Genomic DNA, 20,438 nt, shown 5'->3' with positions numbered 1-20,438 from the left:
TAAGAGTTTTTCGGTAAAATTTTATATATAAATTAAAAGTTTTTCCACAGTTTATTTATTGATATTTTAGCAAGTATGAAAACCATATTAGTTACAGGCTCAAATGGGCTCTTAGGTCAGAAAATAACAGAGAAAATTAGAATAGAGAAATGTGTAAATCTGATTGCCACTTCGAAAGGAGCAGATCGTTTTCCTTTTAATGATGGGTATGTTTATGCGGAGATGGATATCTTAAATCCTATTCAAGTAAGAACCGTTATTGAGCAATATAAACCCGATGGCATTATTCATACCGCGGCAATGACCAATGTGGATACCTGTCATATAGAAAGAGAAGCAGCCTATCAATTGAATGTAATCGCAACACAAACTTTAGTTTCACTTTGTGAAGAATTTAACATCCATTTTATCCATTTATCTACCGATTTTGTGTTTGATGGTGCAGACGGGCCTTATGATGAAGCCGCAAAGCCTAATCCGGTAAGTTATTATGGAGAAACTAAACTGCAGGCAGAAGAGTTAGTAATAACATCAAATGCTAAATGCGCAATATTACGTACCATCTTAGTGTACGGAATAGTAAGTGACATGAGTAGAAGTAATATTGTGCTTTGGGCAAAGAGTGCATTAGAAAAGGGAAATCCACTTAATATAGTAAACAACCAATACCGAATGCCAACCTTTGCAGAAGATTTAGCAGACGCCTGTTTGTTAGCGGTTGAGACGGAAGCTCAAGGCATATTCCATATTTCTGGAAAGGACATGATGAGTGTGGTGGAATTGGTTTACAGAGTGGCCGATTTTTATAAATTGGATAAAAGCTTGATTAATGAGGTTAGCGCAGCCACCTTAAATCAAGCCGCCAAGAGACCTTTAAAAACTGGTTTTATTTTAGACAAAGCAATGACTGAATTAAATTATCATCCGCATAGCTTTGAAGAAGGAATAGAAATAATGGATAGACAGATGAAGTCCTTAGTCGGGGGTCAATAGTCTATTTTCGTCTGTCGTTTTTCGTTTATCGTCTTTCGTTTTTTATAAAGAACAACAATTAACCATTTAACCAATTTCAACAGTTAACCAAAAAAATATGTCACTACAAGTAGGCGATAAAGCCCCAGATTTTAAATTATTTAGTTCAGAACTAAAAGAAGTTTCGTTAGCAGATTATAAAGGCCAGAAATTAGTGGTTCACTTTTTTCCGATGGCCTTTACAGGTACCTGTACCACGCAACTTTGTACCATGAGAGATAGCTTTGGTTATTACGAAGGTATGAATGCTGCAGTTGTTGGCATTTCAGTTGATTCTCCATTTACATTGGCTAAATTTAAGGAAGACCAATCTTATCAGTTCCCTTTATTATCAGATTTCAATAAAGATGCCTCTAAAGCTTATGGTGCTTTTTATGATGAGTTTGTATTCAATTTAAAAGGTGTTTCTAAAAGAGCAGCCTTCGTTATAAATGAAGAAGGTGTAATTACTTATGCAGAAGTATTAGAATCTGCAGGAGATTTGCCAGATTTTGAGAAAATTAAAGCCATTGTTGCAGGGTAAGAGTTTTGTCGCCCTAGTTTGAAAGTGGAATCATTGCTATTATTAGCATTCGGTCTCTTGCCAAAAGAATTCTTTTGGGCAATGTTAAGTTAGGGAGAAAACAAAAATAATTGTCATCCTGAGCGTAGTCGAAGGACAAATTATTTTTGTTTTTGACCATCAAAAGGTCGACTACCCTCAGACTGACAGCCAATGTGCTTAAATTAATAACATTGCCCTCTGCGGCTTTCCATTGCAATTCCAGCTGTAGAATCGGGATCCACTGCAATCGGGTTTAAAAACATTGGCTTTTGCATAGGAACTTGCTTTCTAAACCCGACATTAGCGAACACGAAGCCCAAGCGTTTGCTGGGCGAAGTAAAGCGATTGGCGGGACTGACATTAATAGTAGCATTGACCATGCTTTTCGATTAAAAAAGTTGCATTGGTTTACCTTTTTAAATATTTATAATAAAAAATTGCGAAATTAATTTTGAAACGTTACTTTTGCAGTCCGTTAACGAAACGGAAATGCATTTGTAGCTCAATTGGATAGAGCATCTCACTACGGATGAGAAGGTTTGGGGTTCGAATCCCTACAAGTGCACAAAGCCAGACTTAATTTAAGCCTGGCTTTTTTATGCCTTCAATTTCTATGGGTTGGTCTCACCAACCGAAATGCTAGAAACTACAATAAGAACTAGCTCAGCATCTATTCAGCGTTAAAATCTGCGCCTTTTCTGCGATCCATATCTGCACCATCTGCGATCAAACCCGTCAAGAATTAACCTTTACCCGTAAAAAAGCTTCCATCCATAGCAGTTTCATAAAAATTAACCCAATAAGCTAAAATAATTATATATTTGCAACTTTTAAAGCACTAGCCTTTATACCATAAATTGCTGCTTTTTATTATCAACTAAATGTTTTCAAATTAAATTGAAGACGATTAAACCATAAAAAAAGACAAATGCTGAATTTAGTTCTCTTTGGCCCTCCAGGTGCAGGCAAAGGCACCCAATCTGAAAAACTGATTAGTAAATATCAGTTGGTACACATTTCTACAGGAGATCTTTTTAGAGCACACATTAAAAACCAAACTGCTTTAGGAAAAAAAGTAAGCAAACTTATTGCTGAAGGAGAGTTGGTTCCTGATAAGATTACGATTGACATGTTAGAAGAAGAAATTGATAAAAATCCTAATGCAAAAGGATTTGTATTTGATGGTTTTCCAAGAACAATACCTCAAGCAGTAGAATTAGATAAGTTTTTAGAAGGAAAAGGTAGTAAGATTGATGGTGTAATTGCCCTAGACGTTGATAAAGATGAGTTAGTGAAACGTGTGGCACTACGTCAAAAAGAAACAGGTAGGTTAGATGATCAGGCAGAGAAATCTCAAAAAAGAATTGATGAGTATTTCAATAAAATCATCTTGGTATTGCCTTATTACGATGAACAAAAGAAACTAACTAAAATAAACGGCATCGGTAATATCGAAGAGATTTTCGATAACCTATGTGCCGTTATTGATAAGTACTAAGTAATAACAATTTTTAAAAACAAACATCCGCAAAAAGCATTAGTTGTTTTTGCGGATGTTTGTTTTTTTGGCGATTTTTACAATCTAAAATCGTAAATCTAAAATCTAAAATTAAAATGTCACAGGGATCAAATTTTGTAGATTACGTAAAAATATGTTGCCGCTCTGGTAAAGGTGGCGCAGGTTCTGCACACTTACACCGCGACAAACTAACTTCTACTGGCGGCCCCGATGGTGGCGATGGCGGTAGAGGTGGTCATATCATATTAAAAGGAAATTCTCAATTCTGGACATTGCTTCACTTAAAATATCGCAAGCACATTATTGCTGAAGACGGCTTAAGTGGTGGAAGCAGTCAGAAAACTGGGAAAACAGGTAAGGACGAAATTCTAGAAGTTCCACTGGGAACTATTGCCCGTGATGCAGAAACTGGAGATATTATTTTTGAGATCACTGAAGACGGAGAAACTAAAATCTTAACTCCAGGTGGTAGAGGAGGATTAGGAAACTGGCATTTTAAAACACCAACTTTACAAACTCCTCGTTTTGCACAACCAGGCGAAGCTGGAAAAGAAGAGTGGATGGTTTTGGAGCTGAAAGTATTGGCAGATGTTGGCTTGGTAGGTTTTCCAAATGCAGGAAAATCAACTTTGTTGTCTGTTTTATCTGCTGCCAAACCAGAAATAGCCGATTATCCATTTACAACCTTGGTTCCAAACCTAGGTATCGTTTCTTACCGTAACGGAAAGTCTTTTGTAATGGCAGATATTCCAGGGATTATAGAAGGTGCTTCAAAAGGGAAAGGATTAGGCTTTAGATTTTTACGTCATATCGAACGTAATTCCGTGCTACTTTTCATGGTACCTGCAGATACCAGTAGATCGATAAAGGAAGAATATGAGATCTTAAAAAATGAATTGCAAGAATTCAATCCAGAATTAATGCAGAAGCCTCATTTGCTTGCAATTACCAAGTCTGATATGTTAGATGAAGAATTGAAAGCCGAAATGAAGTCAGACTTGCCTAAAGTGCCATTTATATTTATCTCTTCAGTTGCCCAACAAGGGATAACAGAACTGAAGGATATGTTATGGATGGCTATAAATGAGGAAGTTTAGGATTGTGCGTCATACCCAACTTGACTGCTCCGAAGGAGTCCCCATGGGAGGTATCTTAATGCGATAGAATGATTAAATAGATTGCCTAACTACGATTACTCACTTACGTCATAACGAGCTTTTCGCGAGGCGATATCTGTTTCCCACTAGCCCCTCGCCGTCATACCGAAGGAGCAAAGCGACTGAGATATCTGTTTGCTAAGAACCGCCTGCTAAAATTTTGCAAAAACCTTGGTCAGAGCTTGAGTGGCTTAGAGATTTAGCTTTTGCTAAGCAATCGTACTAAGAAGTACTGTTCTTAGCCCTCACCGTCATATCAATCGAGCATTCCTGTCATCCGATGAATATCGGTAACTATTCAGGGTTCATCGGATGACTACTAGATAATCTCGAGAAAGACCTTGATATTCATCCGATGAGATTTACAGGGCGCTTTGTACTCATCGGATGACATACAATTAGCCAGGTCACCAATTAACCAACAACCCTATCTTTAATCCTCACTGCCGGATTTCCCTGATAAACTCCATAAGCTTCCAAATCTTTTGTGGCTACAGAGCCTACCGTTAATACTACATGGGAAGCTACAGTTACTCCAGGACAAACCATCGCTTTAGCGCCAATCCAAGCTCCATTGGCTATGGTAATAGGTTTTGTAATCAAATCAAAACTGACCTTTTTATAATCATGATTACCTGTAAGCAACATGGCTTGCTGAGATATACACACATTTTCTCCAATAACAACATGATCTAAGTTCTCAATCCTGCACTCCGCTAACCATGAGTTATCACCAATAGTTAACCTCCAAGGATAATAAATATAGATAAAGGGTTTTATCCTAACGCCCTTCCCAATTTTAGCACCAAATAGTTTTAAGATGAAAACTAAAATAGAACTAAAAGGAATTAAACCAGAGCGAAAAAAGACTATACTAGTGAAATACCAGCATAACATCTTAAAAGTAGATGCACCACTCTTAAAACCTTTTTTATCGAAGTCTTTTTGAAGCTGAGTTTCCTTGTTCAATTTTATTTTATCAGATTTCTATACTATTTTTTCTAAACCCTCAACAACTCCACACCTCCACAACTAACCACCTAACCCTCTCTCGCCCGTATTCTTTTTAATCCACACATAAAGCAAAATAAAAATACAGATGTAAACGATAATGTTAAATATCTCATGATGATAAGTAAAATTATTACGTTGAGATTTAAAAAAGCCCAATAATACACCCAATCCAGCTATGCGCAATACGTTAAGGATGTAAATCATGACTATTCCAGTAAGCAACAACTTATATTTAGCCCTTAGTTTTGCCGGAAAAGCAATTACAAAGGCCACTAAAAAACACATTACCCCAATACCCAGGCAATCGTAATTAACCCTTAAATATGGCCCATCAACCACCATTACATCCATTTCGTTGTGTATGGCATAAAACCCAAATAATTTAATAATCCAAACTGCAGGAACAATCAATGTAGTTTTTAAACCTTGAATGTAATCTAGGTTGTTTGCAATAAACGCGTTATAAAACCTTCCACCTTCACTCATTACACTGTTCATGAATCTATTACCCTGACTAAAGAGGAAGTAAAAAAACAAAAGTTTAACTACAAAAAGAATTGCGGTCTTGTTTGCCTTTTTTTTATTTTCTACAGTTTGTTCCATTTTTGAGAGTGATTATGCTGATAAAGCTACTGCTTTGATTTTAAAATTTATTTGAATTCTTTTTTAGCTCGTAAATTTTGGCATCGATAAGAAATCGAAACCAGAAACATTGCAAGAAGTGAAATATTAGACCCCTTTTACCATCTAGAAACCCAAATTTTAAAAAGTATCGAATAAAAAAATAAATAAAAGGCCTTACAAATAAAGGGAATTGCTCATAGATGTTTTTATAAAATCTTCTTTTCTGAATGGGATTACCAGTCACATTTGCTTTAATGATGTCCTTTTTATTAAGGTTATTTTCAAATTGTTGGATAGCCTCCAGGCTAGACCATTTATCATGTCTTTGGGTAAAAGTACTTAACGATTCAGTTATCAGATCTATAATGTCACCCTTAACCTTTAAGGTGTCTCCTTCTATTAAGAAATGCTGATCATATAGCTTATTTTCACATTTCCCTCTACCTAAACGAAACAAGGCAGCGTGGTAGGTAGGGTAGTGGCCCCCATATTTAATCCATTTACCCATAAACATGGTTCTTCTACTGGTTAACAAACCATTAATATGGTTTGGTATGCCATTAAGAAACAGTTTTTCTACCTCCTCCTTAAATTCTTTCGTAGCTCTATGGTCTGCATCCAAATTTAAAACCCATTCCGTTTTAAATTTAATGTTTTTTAAAGACCAATTTCGCTGTTGACTATAGTTTTCGAATGGATTGTGTAAAATTTGAACGGGATAATTGGAGAGAATTTCTAAAGTTTTATCGGTCGAACCAGAATCAACCACGAAAATATCATCCGTAAAATCAAGGATGCTTTCTATGCAATCCCGGATATTTTTCTCCTCATTAAAAGTTAAAATTACAACAGAAACAGGCACTTTCATAGCAACGAACTAATTATAAATTTTCTAAATGGAATGATATAAATCACAGTATTGAGAGATTAAATTTTTTGTGTTGTAATCCCTCGAAATAATCTCCGTGGCGGTTGCCCTAATACCTGATCGCTTTTCTTTATCATCATATGCTTGTCTAATGGTATTGGCAATTATAGCTGTATTAAGTGTGGTAATCCATCCTAATTTATTCACTTCCACATAATTTGCAAGACCAACCTGATCTGAAAGTAAAACCGCTGTACCCACACTTAAGCTCTCTATCACTACATTAGCAAAGTTCTCATTGTATGAAGTTAATACCATTAAATCGTGTTCAGCCAAAAGCTTAAACTTATCCTCATTTTTAACATGTCCAACCCAGTTAATTCGATCGCTAATCCCTAACCCCTCAACCCTAACCGCTAACCCATCTACATAACCCTGCTCGCCACTTCCAGCAATGGTCAAGCTCCAATCAGCATCAAACTTTGCCAAAGCATCAAATAATAATTCTAAACCTTTTTTTTCTTCAATGCGAGAAAGAAAGATAAGCTTGAATGAAGAAGTTGGTTGAGTTGTTGAGTTGGATAGTTGTGGAGTTGTTTGCTTTTTCGCCTCTTGATACTCACTTCTCCCAACTCCCTCCACCAAATTAGCAATAACCGTAATGCTTTTAGGTTTAATAAACTTTAAAATATCTTCTTTTTCCTTTTCGCTGGTGGCATGGATATGGCAGTACCTTAATAATCTTTTTCCAATCAGCCAATGTATAATTGATTTAAAGCCAACATTTCTATTGCCCAAAGTATAATCAGTAAGCATACCTCTTGGCGATAAAACAACCGGTACTTGGTACCATTTTGCTACCCAACAACTTAATATCGAGACTAAATTCCACCATGCATGGATGTGTATGGCGAGAGTATGTCCCCCTTTGGAGGGGGTAGGGGGAGGATTTTTCTTGTAACGAAGAATCTCTCTTCTTAACCCTCTTAACAATGCTGGCGAAAAATGAGTATGATCTTTTGTTAATCTTCTAAAATAAGTAACCCCAACACCATCCACCAGCTGTCGCTCCCCAGCAACAACAGCTAATTCAGTTTTCCCATTAGCCGTCGTCGTCAAAACCTCAACGTCAATATCATTAAATGCCTCAACACCTCCACCACTCGACGACCCATTCTCAACACCTAAACGACTGCTCGACTCAACATTATTTTCATTCCCCTCAACGCCTTTACGCCTCAACAACTCAACTTCAGCCATCTCAACACCTAAACGACTGCTCGACTCAACATTATTTTCATTCCCCTCAACGCCTCCACAACTCAACGCCTCCGCCTCCCTAACCCCTAAACCTCTAACCTCTAACCCTCTAAACTCCCCAAGCGCCTCACACAACTTCGCCACAGACATCGTTGGCCCACCATAAATAAAGGCAGGTTTATAAGCAGCAATAATGTGTATGATCTTCAATTTATTTTTTATTGTGCGTCATGCTCAGCTTGTCCCGATAGCTATCGGGAGGGCATCTTAATGCGTTAGCAGGCCCATACATATCTTTCTGTTTTCTTTCTCTTTGTTCTTTGCTGTTTATCCTTAACAACTCAACGCCTCCACAACTAACCTCTCTCCACAATTAACCAGTTAACCAATTCAAACAATTAACCTCTCTCCACAACTCAACGCCTCCACACCTTAACCTTCTTCTCCACAATTAACCGATTAACCAGTTTAAACAATTAACCATCTTCACAATTAACCCCTCTCTCACCGCCTTTTCAACTCCACACCCTCGCCACTCGCCTCATAAACCTCTAGCTCCGTAATCGTATTAGACCTTTTCAGTATCCAAAAAATCGCATACATGGCTATATACCCGTAAACAATATTATTCAGCAAAAATTCAAAATTATTGCCACGCCAAAGGTTCTGGAAGATCGCGTTAAACATGACTATACAACCCAATTCGTAACCTCCAAACCATTCTTCAGCTTTATTGCAAATCCATTGCGTAACCAAGCCGTATAGGAAGATTGAAATAAACACCCCCACAAAACCAGCACTCACATAGCCATCTACTACAGGTCTTGTTTTAGCAGAAACAGTAGAAGCACCACTCACAACCCCCGCGTCGTACACACGTTCCATGGAAATGGTCTCGGTTACAAATTTACCAGGCCAAAAAGTCCTTGGTATGATTGCCAAAATGGAATTTTTTACAATTTCCGAGCCATAAAAACCTCTTTCTGCAGGTATATGTTTTACAAATATGGTAAACATGTTAATTTCACTGATCCGATCGGTTAAAAACAGCCAGTTGGTTTCTTCAATTACAGGTGCTTCATTGTTAAGTACCGCATCAAATGCTTCCCTACGGGCTTCTACTGCAGATTTCTCCCCAGACCAAGATTGACTCCTAACTATGGTCGCGAATGTTGGTAAAATATAGATAAGGACATAAATAGTAGGTATAGCCAAGGTTAAAATCAATTTTTTATAATAAGGGTACATCAAAAAACTGATGATGATTACATTGATAATGATACTTTCCTTATAACCGGTTAGGGTAGAAGCCAAGAAGTTAAAGGCAAATAATCCACCCCCAAAAATCATATAACCTCTTTTTCTTTGCACCATTCCCCTCACTAAAACTAAGGCGCTACAAGTAATAGAAACATTAATAAAGCCAAAAGAAAACTGAGCTATACTCGCAATTTTAGAAGCCGCACCTCCAATAATATAGCTAATCACACAAAGCCAAATCAAGAAAAAATCTAGGTTGAGATTCAGTCGGTGTTTAATAATAGGAAATTGTTTGATTTTTACAATAATGCCCGTAACCAAGGCAGCATGAGCTAATAAAGATAAACGTTGGCATTTAGCAATGGCATAAGTCTGTTCGTTTACCTGAAAAGGAATCGGGCTAATTTTAGTAAAATACTCATAACCTAAATGGTTCATGAAATAAAAGATGGAAGTACAACACATAAAACCTGCAAAAATCAATTGGATGATCACAATGGGCCTCATTACTTGTTTTACTAATGGTAAATCCAATGGGATAAACTTTACGCTAGAAAATAAGGTCAAATAAAAAATGAAAAATGAGCCTAGCCACGCCACAAAATAAGATACAATAGGATTAATTTGTACCATTAAGGATACAACCCAAGGCAAATAAATTAAGATTAAAACTTTCTGTTTAGAATAATTTTGATGTTTATCCATTAAGCTGATTTAAAATGGCCTTTAATTGTTCCTTAAAACTCCAGTTTTGAATATGTTGCTGAGCAGACTTACCTATTTCAGATAAGTTGTTTTTATCACTCGTTAAAGCTATTAATTTTTGTTTCAAATCATCAATGTCATTGCTCTTAAATATCAACCCAGTTTCTTGGGCTACTAAATCTTGTGCACAGCCCACCTTGTCAGCAACTAAAGCTGCTTTCTTACAAGCCATGGCTTCATTAACCGCCAAACCCCATGTCTCTCCCGGACCATGAGATGGCAAACAGAATAAATCACAAGCCTGATAAACCGCAGGCATCTGCGTTTGATTCTGAAAATCCATAAAATGTATATTCGTTTTTCCCTGCCCGTCCGGTAGACGGGATTTTTCGTTTTTCGTTTTTACACTATCACCTTGATCCACCTCTAGTTTGTCATCCTGAGCGCCGATCTGTCCGGCAGGCAGGAAGTCGAAGGACTTTTCTAGTTTTTCTTTCTGCTTTCTGCTTTTAGCTTTTAGCTCTTCTTCCAACTCCCCATTCCCCACAAATAGTAAATGTAGTTCTGGGTGTTTTTCTCTTTTCTTTTTTTGTTCAGCCAAAGTTGATAGCCGATGGGCGAGAGAAGTATCTAATTGCTCCTTGTTCTTTGATCCTTGCTCTTTGGTCATTAAGCTTTCCTCTTTCTGCTCTTCTTGTTGGTCCAAAGACGAGGGACGATCAACGACAGACGAATCCAATTCAATAAAAGCTTCCAACAACAACTCTGGATTCTTTTTGCGCTCCAATTTTCCTGCAAATAATATTAAAACATCATCATTCTTAATATTAAATGAAGCTCTAATCTGATGTGCTTCATCACCTCTATCCTCAGCAAATCTTTCATTATCAATTGCATGAGGAGTAAAAATGAGTTGTCGTTCTTGCATGCCGAATTTTTTAAAGTATTTTTTATTGGCACTCCCTACATAAAACGCTAGGTCAACATGGCTGTACACCCATTTTAAGAATAATCCTCTTAAAATTTGTTTAAATCCCTTTCGTTCATCAAGCAAGGTAGAATCGCCCCTAAACCAAATCGGTGTTTTTCCTTTAAAATGCCTTAACGCAGCTAGGTGACTTTTATAGGCCCATCCATAAACTAAAATGACATCGGGTTTAAATGTATGAACCGTCTCAATCAATTCTGGATTCACTATTCCATTATAATGATGAGAACCAGGATCTTTAGCGGTATTTGTCAGAAACTCATAAGCATAACCTTCTAATAATGGAACATCCCAAGCAACTGTTTTGTTAAAACCAGGATCATATTTAGCAGCAGCACCCTTTACTCCCCAGGTATAAAATACTTTTAGTTCGCAGTATTTATTTAAAAGTTTAAATAGAGGTACATAGTATTGAATAGGGTGGGTAACGATGATAGCTAATGACTTCAATTAAATTTGCTCGTTAAAAATTTTAATCGGCTTCGAACTTTTAATTCTATTTTCAACTGTATCAATATCTCTAATGTAAATGGTGTTATAGGAGCCAAAACTAGCTATTTTTTTAAGCCTTCTTTCAAAGGGAAAGTATTGATAAGGCCTGAAACCATAATCTACTAATTTTTGATGAATTTGAATCTCATCATATCCATATCTACCTCCGCTACCATTTAACTCTATTATGATTGCTTTTAATTCATTGTCCTTTAAAATTTCTGTGGCTCCATTCAAAACTTCTGTTTCAAAACCTTCAACATCTATTTTAATTAGATTAGGTTTCTGATGAAGATAATAGTCATTTAGGGTAACAATAGGTACAGAAATGGTATGCTCAATTTCCTGATTAGCCAAAACGATATGGTTTGTGGTGTCTTCTGTAGCGGTGAAGTAAAGAACTTCATTTTTACTCCCAACTCCCTTGTTCTCTGATGTTACTAGGTCATTTAGATTATTTAAGTAAATATTTTGTTTTAAGATAGCATAAGTTGCAGGAATGGGCTCAAATGATATCGATTTTGCTCCACAAGACCCTGATGCAAGTAAGGTATAAGAGCCTACATTTGCTCCCACATCAAAAAACACATCTCCTGGTTTTAAAAAGTGCAACAAGAAACACATATCCTCAAACTCGTGTAAACCTGTATATATATTGCCTGTAACTCCAGTTAACCCTTTTTTAGCCAAAAATCGAATTGAGCCTAAAAACTTTACTGGTTGTAAACTAGCGTTTATAAAGCTCTTGATTTGCCAAGACAAAAACTGATAATAGGCTAAAAATAGATGTCTTTTTGCAAGTGGATGTTTGTGTATAAATCCTAGGGTTCTCTTTAAACCACTAATCATGAAATAACTTCATTAAATAAAAAACATTGTTTTTTTGTCATGTTTTTTGCCGTATAAGGTTCAAATTTATTCCAATTAATATGAGGTGGTACTATTTTTTCTGCCACAAGATTAAACAAGAATTGATTAATTAAGGAGCTTGCTTCATGTTGTTCTAATCCAAGATGAATAACCATTCCGGCGTTAGTTTCTCGAATAATTTCCCCAGCACTACTTTTTGCATTAAAAAACGCCATTAATGGTCTTTCAGCTAAAATATATGGATATATTTTGGAAGCAGTATATTGTGGGTCATCAGATCCTATAATCACCAATGCATCAGCTGTTATCAAGTTATAGATAGCATCATAAAAAGAAATTCGATTGGTTTGTTCATTAACATATTTCGAATCTAATCCTATAGCCGCTGCAATTGGTGTAATTGTTTCAATTCCAGTTCCGCTTGATGCATAGCTTGTGCCAATAAAATGAAACCTAATTTTTCCAAATTCTATGGGGTATAAATCCAATCCTTTTTTAAAAGCGGTAAACAACATCACTAGCGATTCTTTCATATCGACTCCAGCTCTACCTACATAAACGAAGTGTTTAAACTGATCATCTTTTACATATGCTCTTTTAAATTTGTCAAAATTCTTTTTAACAAATTCGAAATCTTTATGGAAAGCCCCAAATGTAATTACTTGATTCGGAACCTTTTTTATACGAGGATAACGTTCAATTAAAGTATCAATATAAGCTTGAGATACACTAATTAAACCATCAACATTTTTCATAGCTATAGGTTCTAAGTATTTATTCAGTCTGTAAGAGAACCAGTATTTTTTCGGACGGTCTTTCTTTGGTTTATCCTGATAATAGGTAGAGTGCCAAGGATCTTGCATGTCAATTACATAAGGAATGTGAAACTTTTTCTTCCAGTATGCCCCTAAAATCATAAGGGGGAACTGTGTGGTAGAAAAATAGATCAAATCGAAATGTTGTTTCTGTAATAGTTTATCCACATAGTTTTTATAAAACCATAAAGATCTTAAGGCAATGCTTCCTAAACCTAATTTACTGGTCCATCTTTTTGGAAACGCACTTAACTTGTGGATTTTTGTTTCTTTAGGTAAATTGTCAAATAAGTAGCTGTCTTGATCAAAATCTACAAATGATACATCAACAGTAATTATTTCGGCTTCCCATCCATAATCTTTAAGGTATGGCAAGCTCATTCGCACACGATGCATGTCTGCGGCATTTACAGGTGGAAAGTAGGGAGATATGATGAGTAAGTGCTTCAAATTATAATTCTTCTAAAAATGCTTTCAGTTCCGCTGACCATTTAGTTATTTCAAAAGTACTAGCATTACCTTCAGAAATTTTTTTCAATGTATTTAATTCACTAGTTGATCCTAATTTTTTAATAACTAGAGCAGCAAGATGTTCAGGCTTATTCTGTTTAGTTAAAAAATTTGTGTTAGATAAATGATAGCCTCGAATACCAGCTTTAGTAGACAAGATTGGAATACCCCAGTTGATAATTTGAGATGCTTTTGTAGACGAGCCCCTTGCATACCAAAATATTGGATTAACAAAAATTGACCATTTTGCTACTTCATGAAATAATTCTTCATTACTTAAATGTCCGAGGTAAGATATAAAGGAATATTTCCTGGCTAATTTTTCGCCAACTGATTTAGGACCACCAATTAATTTTAATATCCCATTAAATGCTTTAACATGAAGTTGATTGGCAAGTAATTCAATTCCTTGATAATTTGGATAATGATCTAAAGTGCCAACAAAACCAATTACATTTTTCTCTGGCTCCCATTTGATAAATTTTGGCTCAAGAATTCTAGGAAGAAACAATATTTTATCTGCTCCTAACCATTGATCAATATAACTTTCATGTTCACTAATTGTAACTACAGCGTCTAATGTTGTTGAAAATAATATTTTCTCTTTGGCAATGAGCTTTCCAATGCGCCAAGTTTCTATTAAAGTTGGTACTTTATCCTGTTTTGTAATTTCATATAAATAGTCACCACTTTCATTCCCATGTGATAGCCCTATGCATTTAAGTGGTATTGATATTTTTGCTCTAATTAATGTGGCCCAATGGGCAATGTTAAGTTGATTAAATAAAACAAATTTAACTTGGTTTTTGACAATGGCATTAACAATTTCGGAGATATAAATTTTTGAATCATACAACTCGTAAGTTTCTATTCCCAATTTTAGTTTTATTCGTTTTAATAAAGTAATGTCTGGAGAAACCTTTATGATAATAATATTAAATCCTGCATTGTTTAGGTATCTAATAAATTCTTCTGTACAAATTTGCACCCCACCAGGGAGTTTATAATCTACATATCCCTTATCCGTAATAAATAAAACGTTTTCTTTCTGAGCCACCTCTATTTTAAGATTAAACTTTTATATAAGTCAATATATTTATTTACAATCACATCCGATCCAAAATTTAATTCGCAATGTTCTCGTACTTGTGCTCTATTAATATTTTTCAATTGGCTAATAGCAGATATCATATCGTTAAGATTTGAGCAAATAAAACCAATTTTCTCATTAATAACTTCTGGAACTGAACCTCTATTAAAGCCAATAACGGGAGTGCCACAAGCCATTGCCTCTGCCATTACAATGCCAAATGGCTCATTCCATTCAATAGGCATTAAAAATGCCGCTGCCTTTCCTAACAATTCGTTTTTCTGCAAATCATTAACTGCACCAACATAAGTTATTTGATCATTTAATGAAGGTTGAATTATATTGTCAAAATAAGATTGATATTCATATGGAATATTGCCCGCAATAATCAATTTTCTATTTGTTTTTTTTGCAACCTCGATGGCGATATGTGTGCCTTTAATGGGCTCTATTCTTCCTAGAAAAATCAAAGGCGCATCAGGAGCTACTTCATTTTGAAAATCATATAATTTTAAATCAACGCCATTAAAAATTGGAAATGATGGAGCATAAGGCCCGATTTGCTTGCTGATATAAGCACTACAGCCCGTAAAAGTCAAGGTGTTTTTTTTAACGAGTTTCATCGCCTTTTTAATTTGGCTAATAGTGGGCTCTCGTTGATAAGACATGATCTTAGGTGTAGAACTTTGCAGAAAGGGAAGGAGGTAAGCTAATCTTCCAAAACTGTGTATGATGTCAGGTTGATAGGCCTTAAGTTGGTTTACCTTGACTATATTTTTTAGGTGTTTGAAAATGGAATTTTGGTCTCCGTAGGAAAGATGTTTACAAATTACTTTAGATTCTGGATGAGCTAGTAATACTAACTCGTGCCCCTTTTCAGTCAGTCCAGTCACTAAAAAATCAATGATTCGCTCAATACCTCCGTAGTTTAACGGGGGTACAGGAATAAAAGGATCTGCAATAACAGCTATTCTAAGTTTTGGCGAGTTCAAGAATTGATTAGTGCTCTTTTGATATATAGGTTATTTGAATAAGCTATTTTTCTTCTGTCATTTAAATTGCGCATAATTTCATAAATGCCAATTAGTTGAAAACCTAACTTCTCCATATAGTTCTCTACATCCGAGAAATGAACCTTGGTGAGTTCTCGTTCATAGCCAACTTCTATTAGGATACAGTTGATGTCGACATTTCCGCAACCTTCTAATACTTCAAATTCAAAGCCTTCTACATCAATTTTTAAGATATCTATTGTGTCTAAACTATTGTTTTTAACAAATTCATCTAACCTAATTACCTCGATTACTTCTTTCCCAAGCATATGAGTTAAGTTTTTAACCTTTAATGAATTTATAGTGTTTTCAGGATTTAGAGCAAGTTCTATCTTTTCACTATTTGCTCCAAGTGCTAATTGTTCAGGATAAATATTGCTAATGCTACTTGTTTGTTTAACCAATAAATCAAAAGTGCTTTTTACAGGTTCAAAAGCATATATATATGCCGAGGGAAACCAATAGTTTAGTTCTTTGGAAACAGAACCAATATTTGCCCCAGCATCAACCATTACAATAGGTTCTAATTTTAAAATTCTTTTTAAATCAAATATCCAATGCCGGCCAAAAGGATAATGTTTATAAACTGAATTTAAACCAGATTTTATAATGGCCTGATCAATTTTACTGAAGTTGTTTCCAATAATATATTTCCATTCCATTTTAATAAACCCTCCTTGAAAAGTATAATTTTAATCTTTTTGCCAACTTCCAACCTAACAAGAAATTAAGCACCCTAGTCTTCCCTCCCGCAGGAAACCTTAAATCCGATCCCCCTAAATTTTTAATCCAATTATTGCTTTTATGATATAACTCCATATGTAATGGATAAAAATCATAACTCCATAATTTAAATGTATTTGCACAAACCTTTCTAGTTCTAATTGAGTTCTCATATTTCAATATCGCTTTAATTCCAAGCTCGGTTGATAGATAAGCTGATAGATAAGCTTTTGTAGATTTGGAACCTGATAATGAATTTTGAATACCCGAACGATAATATAATATTGCATTTTGACTAAACAGAACTTCCTTAGAGACTAATAAAACCCTAATAAAAAAATCAAAGTCATTAATTAATGATAATTTCTCATTCCAGAGTCCCGATTTCTTTAAAATGCTTCTTGGGATTAGCCAAAGGCCACATTGCATCATACTAGCTCCATTTAATGAACCAATTAACCATTCCAATGGTACCATATCCTTCCAAACAATTTCTGGATTAAGTCGAAATGTATGGATGTCATTTTGATAAAATCGACCCCATGCAGCTGAGGCAACGGCATCAGATCTGCCATTTAATCGTTCTACTTGGCTTTTAATAAATTCTTGTGAAAGAATGTCATCTGCATCAAAAAATTTAATGTATTCGCCATTGGATAACTCAAAAGCTAAATTCGCTGCACTACATTGGCCTTTATTTTCTTGGCTAACAATTTTGATTCGATAATCATTATAGCTCTCGATTATTGCTAAAGTATTATCAGTAGAACCATCATTAACAATAATAATCTCTATGTTTTGATAAGATTGGTTAATTAAACTATTAATACAATCATCAATAAATTGAGCAGCATTATAGGCCGGAATACAGATGGATACCAATGGTTGCTTATGCACGTTTTATTTTGTTATAGTACATTTGAACAATAGCTTTAGGTAAGGTTTTTAAAAGCTGAAACTTGTAAAAGTTTAAATGTCTTTTATTTATGATGTTTTTAAAGTCCCAACATAAACTTTTTGTATATGAGCTTAGTTTTTTGTCCCTTTCATTTGTAAGATTGAGCCATTGCTTTATGCCTCCAAAATGGCTGCCCGCTCCATATTGTACATCTTCAGGGAAGTGATATACTTTTTTCTCATGATTGATGAGATCTATAATTTCATCTTTGAGATGAGATAATGTTGGAATTTTGACTATGTCAAAATCTATCAATACATTACTTATTTTTTTATATTGATTACTCGTTAATAATGATCTTATGATTGCACATTCACTTCCTTCACAATTTAGCTTCATTACAACATAATCATCCATTGTAATATTATTAATAAAAAAATCAGAAACTGATATAAAGTCACATAACTCTCGCTTTTCAAAATTTTCAGTATAAGAAGTTGCCTTGTAAGCGCTATGATTAGGAAATATACTCGCAGCCTCAGAGCCTGGATAATTCAAAAATATTTTTTTTTCTACGTCTAGCAAACCGCAATTAAAAGCCTCTATTCTAAGATCTTTTATCTCTTGAATTTTTTGGAAACAAAGCTTTGACGGCTCAAAACAATATATTTTATCAAACGAATAAATAGGGTCAATAACAGCCTCAAGCGTCTGCCCCATATGTCCTCCAACATCAATAAATACTTTCATTTTCTTAAATGATGTTTAAAAATTCTAATCATTTTTTCTCTAAACCAAAATGCAAAAAAGGGGCTTATGATCGAAAGCAACCTTATTGTTAAGTTTTGATTGGTTGGATGATGTACGTTTAAATTTTTAGCTATTTTTATGTGTTCTTTAACTAATTCCCAATCTTGATGCACTGCAGCAATTGTTGCATTTTGCCATAAACCATTTGCTATCTCCTTTGGGTATTTGCTACCGATAGACTTTATGATTTTTTTCGAAACATTTAAATACGCGATGGCACATTTTAAATCATTAGCCTGAGACATGCTTTCAGGATATTTAAAATTTACGCAAGTAACTGTGTCTTCATAATCAAATTTAAGACCTGATATTATTGCTCTAGCATAAAATGCCCTATCCTCATTGTATAAAACATTTGGATCTAGGTCGAAGCCACCAATCCTTAAAAAGCTTTCTCTTTTGCATATTGCAAAATTAACTATCTTATTTTCTAGCAAAAACAGATAAGGATCTTCAATCAGTTTTAATCTGTTATAAGATGGAAAGCTGAGAAAATTACCTGTTTCATATTCTCTATATTCGTAATTTAGTAAGATGATATCAAGATTTTTTTGCTCCAGCCATTTATGAGCAATGGTAGAAAAATTTGGCAGCAATTCATCATCAGCATCATGAAAGTGTAACCAATCTGATTTAGCTACTTCCGCTAGTTTATTTTTTCCGTATGAGCAACCCATATTTTGGGTGCCATTGAACACTGTAGCCCCGTATTTTTTTGCTATTTCCTCGGTGTCATCTGTACTGCAATCGTTATAAATCAAAATTTCGTCAAAAGGTATAGTTTGATCTTTTGCCGATTGCAAAAGCCTAGGCAAGCACCACGCAGCATTATAGGCAGGAATACATAAGGCAATCGTACTCAAGATTTTAATTTCTGTATAATTCTTTTCGATAAATAATTTAGCAATGTTTTTAACGGTTGTTGGTCGAGGATTTCATTATACGAATATCCATGGTCACTTGGACTAAATATTTTTTCAAGGTAAGCATTAGTTTTTTGTACACTGAATGAACTAATGGAATCTTGGTATATTTCAAGATTCTTTGGAATTATAATGTTTGGAGCAAGTTTATTATGAATTGTCTCTATCGCCTTTTTTGACATTTCAGCATATTGATCATTTGTCAGGATACTCGCTCTATAAAGGCACTCCCTTAGTTTTATAGGGTCATTATCTGGATATTTAAACCCGTTAACTCCATCAATAACTAATTCACTTGCACCAGCACCTTCTGAACATATAACTGGCGTTCCAACGCTTAAGAACTCTATACATGTAAAATTAAACATATCCCAGGTAGATGGGATAATGCCAAATTTTGTTTGCTGTTGGATTAATGGAATGTGTTCATTGTTAACTGGCAGCTTGTGAAGAATATAGGTATTCCAAACAAGAGGATATTTATTTGAAAGTTTTTGGGTTGTACTAACAGTAGAAGAATACATCGTGTCTCTACCAAACCAATTAATAGGCTCTATTTTAAAGTCTAACCCTGTTAATGCTTCGCATAAAATATCTGGCCCTTTCCATTGTTGAATCCTACCTAATACAGTTGCAAAACTATTCTTGTATTTAAGTGAAAGTCCTATGGCTGCATTAAAAGTGGGATGTATTAGGTCAATGGGTTTATTCGGGAAAATCTGTTGCCAAAATAGTTTATTAGCCGTGCTATAGGTTACTAATTTAGTTGATACTAATAATAATGAATATTCAGTAAGCTTATTTATATTTCCAATCAAATTTCTATTTAAACTAGGCTCATTAATTTCAATTTGTCCTTCGCTACCATGAAGCCTTGTAATAACTGGCTTTTTTTGATTAATCAACCAAGCTATGTACCCTAATCCAAAATCTGTACATTCTATAATATCATAATCTTTGCCATATTCTGATTGTTCTTGCATTGCCCAAGATGCTGCAAGACCTTTTCGATGTTCTAGAAATATGTCGTAATGTTTGAACTTTTGAAAATACTTTTCAAATAACTGCGGTTTAAGGTGCTCTATTTCTATTCCGTTATAAGTTGTGCTAACATCACCTTGAAAATAACCACTACCAATAATAACTTTAATTTTCTCACAAAAAGGCAAAAGTGAGTTAATGTAATTGATGTAATAAGTAGAGATTCCCCCACCTGAATGAGGATAATATTCAGGTAAAATAAATAAAACCTTTAATCCTTTTTTATTCATATTATTCAAGTAA

Annotated in this window: 19 protein-coding genes and 1 tRNA gene; 5 read left to right on the top strand and 15 right to left on the bottom strand. The window is 34.9% G+C overall.

Annotated elements, in window-relative coordinates; all coding sequences use genetic code 11:
* The first annotated feature begins 75 nt into the window (after nucleotides 1–75).
* The 5 genes from EZ428_RS11115 to obgE all read left to right on the top strand — a co-directional run bounded on the left by EZ428_RS11115 (nucleotide 76) and on the right by obgE (nucleotide 4,192).
* Nucleotides 76–993, top strand: a complete 918-nt coding sequence (locus EZ428_RS11115; RefSeq protein ID WP_131553210.1) for an SDR family oxidoreductase — start codon at nucleotides 76–78, stop codon at nucleotides 991–993.
* Between the two features lie 97 nt (nucleotides 994–1,090).
* Nucleotides 1,091–1,555 (top strand): redoxin domain-containing protein, encoded by a 465-nt coding sequence (locus EZ428_RS11110; RefSeq protein WP_131553209.1) that lies wholly within the window; start codon nucleotides 1,091–1,093, stop codon nucleotides 1,553–1,555.
* 512 nt (nucleotides 1,556–2,067) lie between these two features.
* Nucleotides 2,068–2,141 (top strand) — tRNA-Arg (locus tag EZ428_RS11105).
* A 363-nt stretch (nucleotides 2,142–2,504) separates the two neighbouring features.
* Nucleotides 2,505–3,074 carry an adenylate kinase gene (locus EZ428_RS11100; protein ID WP_131553208.1) on the top strand — a complete coding sequence of 190 codons (570 nt, stop codon included), beginning with the start codon at nucleotides 2,505–2,507 and terminating at the stop codon, nucleotides 3,072–3,074.
* 116 nt (nucleotides 3,075–3,190) lie between these two features.
* Nucleotides 3,191–4,192: a GTPase ObgE gene (gene obgE / locus EZ428_RS11095; RefSeq protein WP_131553207.1), complete on the top strand. Its 1,002-nt coding sequence runs from the start codon at nucleotides 3,191–3,193 to the stop codon at nucleotides 4,190–4,192.
* A 474-nt stretch (nucleotides 4,193–4,666) separates the two neighbouring features.
* On the opposite strand, the gene EZ428_RS11090 is transcribed toward obgE, so the two are convergent.
* The 15 genes from EZ428_RS11090 to EZ428_RS11020 form a co-directional block, all read right to left on the bottom strand.
* Nucleotides 4,667–5,221, bottom strand: coding sequence for a WcaF family extracellular polysaccharide biosynthesis acetyltransferase (locus EZ428_RS11090; RefSeq protein ID WP_131553206.1), 555 nt, complete (start codon nucleotides 5,219–5,221; stop codon nucleotides 4,667–4,669).
* A 63-nt stretch (nucleotides 5,222–5,284) separates the two neighbouring features.
* Complete coding sequence (gene xrtY, locus EZ428_RS11085) at nucleotides 5,285–5,869, bottom strand: exosortase Y (protein WP_131553205.1); 585 nt, start codon at nucleotides 5,867–5,869, stop codon at nucleotides 5,285–5,287.
* Between the two features lie 40 nt (nucleotides 5,870–5,909).
* Entirely contained in the window at nucleotides 5,910–6,758 is an 849-nt protein-coding gene (locus tag EZ428_RS11080; protein WP_131553204.1) for a glycosyltransferase family 2 protein, read from the bottom strand.
* Nucleotides 6,759–6,782: 24 nt separating this feature from the next.
* The gene (locus tag EZ428_RS11075; RefSeq protein WP_131553203.1) at nucleotides 6,783–8,228 is read right to left on the bottom strand and encodes an XrtY-associated glycosyltransferase XYAG1; all 1,446 of its coding nucleotides are present in this window, start codon (nucleotides 8,226–8,228) and stop codon (nucleotides 6,783–6,785) included.
* Nucleotides 8,229–8,522: 294 nt separating this feature from the next.
* On the bottom strand, nucleotides 8,523–9,983 hold the full coding sequence (locus EZ428_RS11070; RefSeq protein ID WP_131553202.1) for an exosortase Y-associated Wzy-like protein: 1,461 nt from the start codon (nucleotides 9,981–9,983) through the stop codon (nucleotides 8,523–8,525).
* Nucleotides 9,976–11,421 carry a glycosyltransferase family 4 protein gene (locus EZ428_RS11065; protein WP_131553201.1) on the bottom strand — a complete coding sequence of 482 codons (1,446 nt, stop codon included), beginning with the start codon at nucleotides 11,419–11,421 and terminating at the stop codon, nucleotides 9,976–9,978. The genes EZ428_RS11070 and EZ428_RS11065 overlap by 8 nt, the downstream gene beginning before the upstream one ends.
* A complete protein-coding gene (locus EZ428_RS11060; protein WP_131553200.1) occupies nucleotides 11,422–12,312 on the bottom strand; it encodes an FkbM family methyltransferase in 891 nt (296 codons plus the stop codon).
* On the bottom strand, nucleotides 12,309–13,598 hold the full coding sequence (locus EZ428_RS11055) for a glycosyltransferase (protein WP_131553199.1): 1,290 nt from the start codon (nucleotides 13,596–13,598) through the stop codon (nucleotides 12,309–12,311). Before EZ428_RS11055 ends, EZ428_RS11060 begins: the two co-directional genes overlap by 4 nt.
* Before the next feature lies 1 nt (nucleotide 13,599).
* Complete coding sequence (locus EZ428_RS11050) at nucleotides 13,600–14,715, bottom strand: glycosyltransferase family protein (RefSeq protein ID WP_165501753.1); 1,116 nt, start codon at nucleotides 14,713–14,715, stop codon at nucleotides 13,600–13,602.
* A 2-nt stretch (nucleotides 14,716–14,717) separates the two neighbouring features.
* On the bottom strand, nucleotides 14,718–15,740 hold the full coding sequence (locus EZ428_RS11045; protein WP_225871039.1) for a glycosyltransferase family 4 protein: 1,023 nt from the start codon (nucleotides 15,738–15,740) through the stop codon (nucleotides 14,718–14,720).
* Nucleotides 15,737–16,462 carry an FkbM family methyltransferase gene (locus EZ428_RS11040; protein WP_131553196.1) on the bottom strand — a complete coding sequence of 242 codons (726 nt, stop codon included), beginning with the start codon at nucleotides 16,460–16,462 and terminating at the stop codon, nucleotides 15,737–15,739. Before EZ428_RS11040 ends, EZ428_RS11045 begins: the two co-directional genes overlap by 4 nt.
* 1 nt (nucleotide 16,463) lies before the next feature.
* Nucleotides 16,464–17,420 (bottom strand): glycosyltransferase family 2 protein, encoded by a 957-nt coding sequence (locus EZ428_RS11035; protein ID WP_131553195.1) that lies wholly within the window; start codon nucleotides 17,418–17,420, stop codon nucleotides 16,464–16,466.
* Nucleotides 17,413–18,171 carry an FkbM family methyltransferase gene (locus EZ428_RS11030; protein WP_131553194.1) on the bottom strand — a complete coding sequence of 253 codons (759 nt, stop codon included), beginning with the start codon at nucleotides 18,169–18,171 and terminating at the stop codon, nucleotides 17,413–17,415. Before EZ428_RS11030 ends, EZ428_RS11035 begins: the two co-directional genes overlap by 8 nt.
* Nucleotides 18,168–19,094, bottom strand: coding sequence for a glycosyltransferase family 2 protein (locus EZ428_RS11025; protein WP_165501752.1), 927 nt, complete (start codon nucleotides 19,092–19,094; stop codon nucleotides 18,168–18,170). Before EZ428_RS11025 ends, EZ428_RS11030 begins: the two co-directional genes overlap by 4 nt.
* Nucleotides 19,091–20,425, bottom strand: a complete 1,335-nt coding sequence (locus EZ428_RS11020; RefSeq protein ID WP_131553192.1) for a glycosyltransferase family 4 protein — start codon at nucleotides 20,423–20,425, stop codon at nucleotides 19,091–19,093. The genes EZ428_RS11025 and EZ428_RS11020 overlap by 4 nt, the downstream gene beginning before the upstream one ends.
* Between the last annotated feature and the right edge of the window lie 13 nt (nucleotides 20,426–20,438).

This window comes from Pedobacter frigiditerrae (assembly GCF_004331645.1).
In the GTDB taxonomy this organism is placed as follows: domain Bacteria; phylum Bacteroidota; class Bacteroidia; order Sphingobacteriales; family Sphingobacteriaceae; genus Pedobacter; species Pedobacter frigiditerrae.
This window is presented reverse-complemented; position numbering and strand designations above follow the sequence as displayed.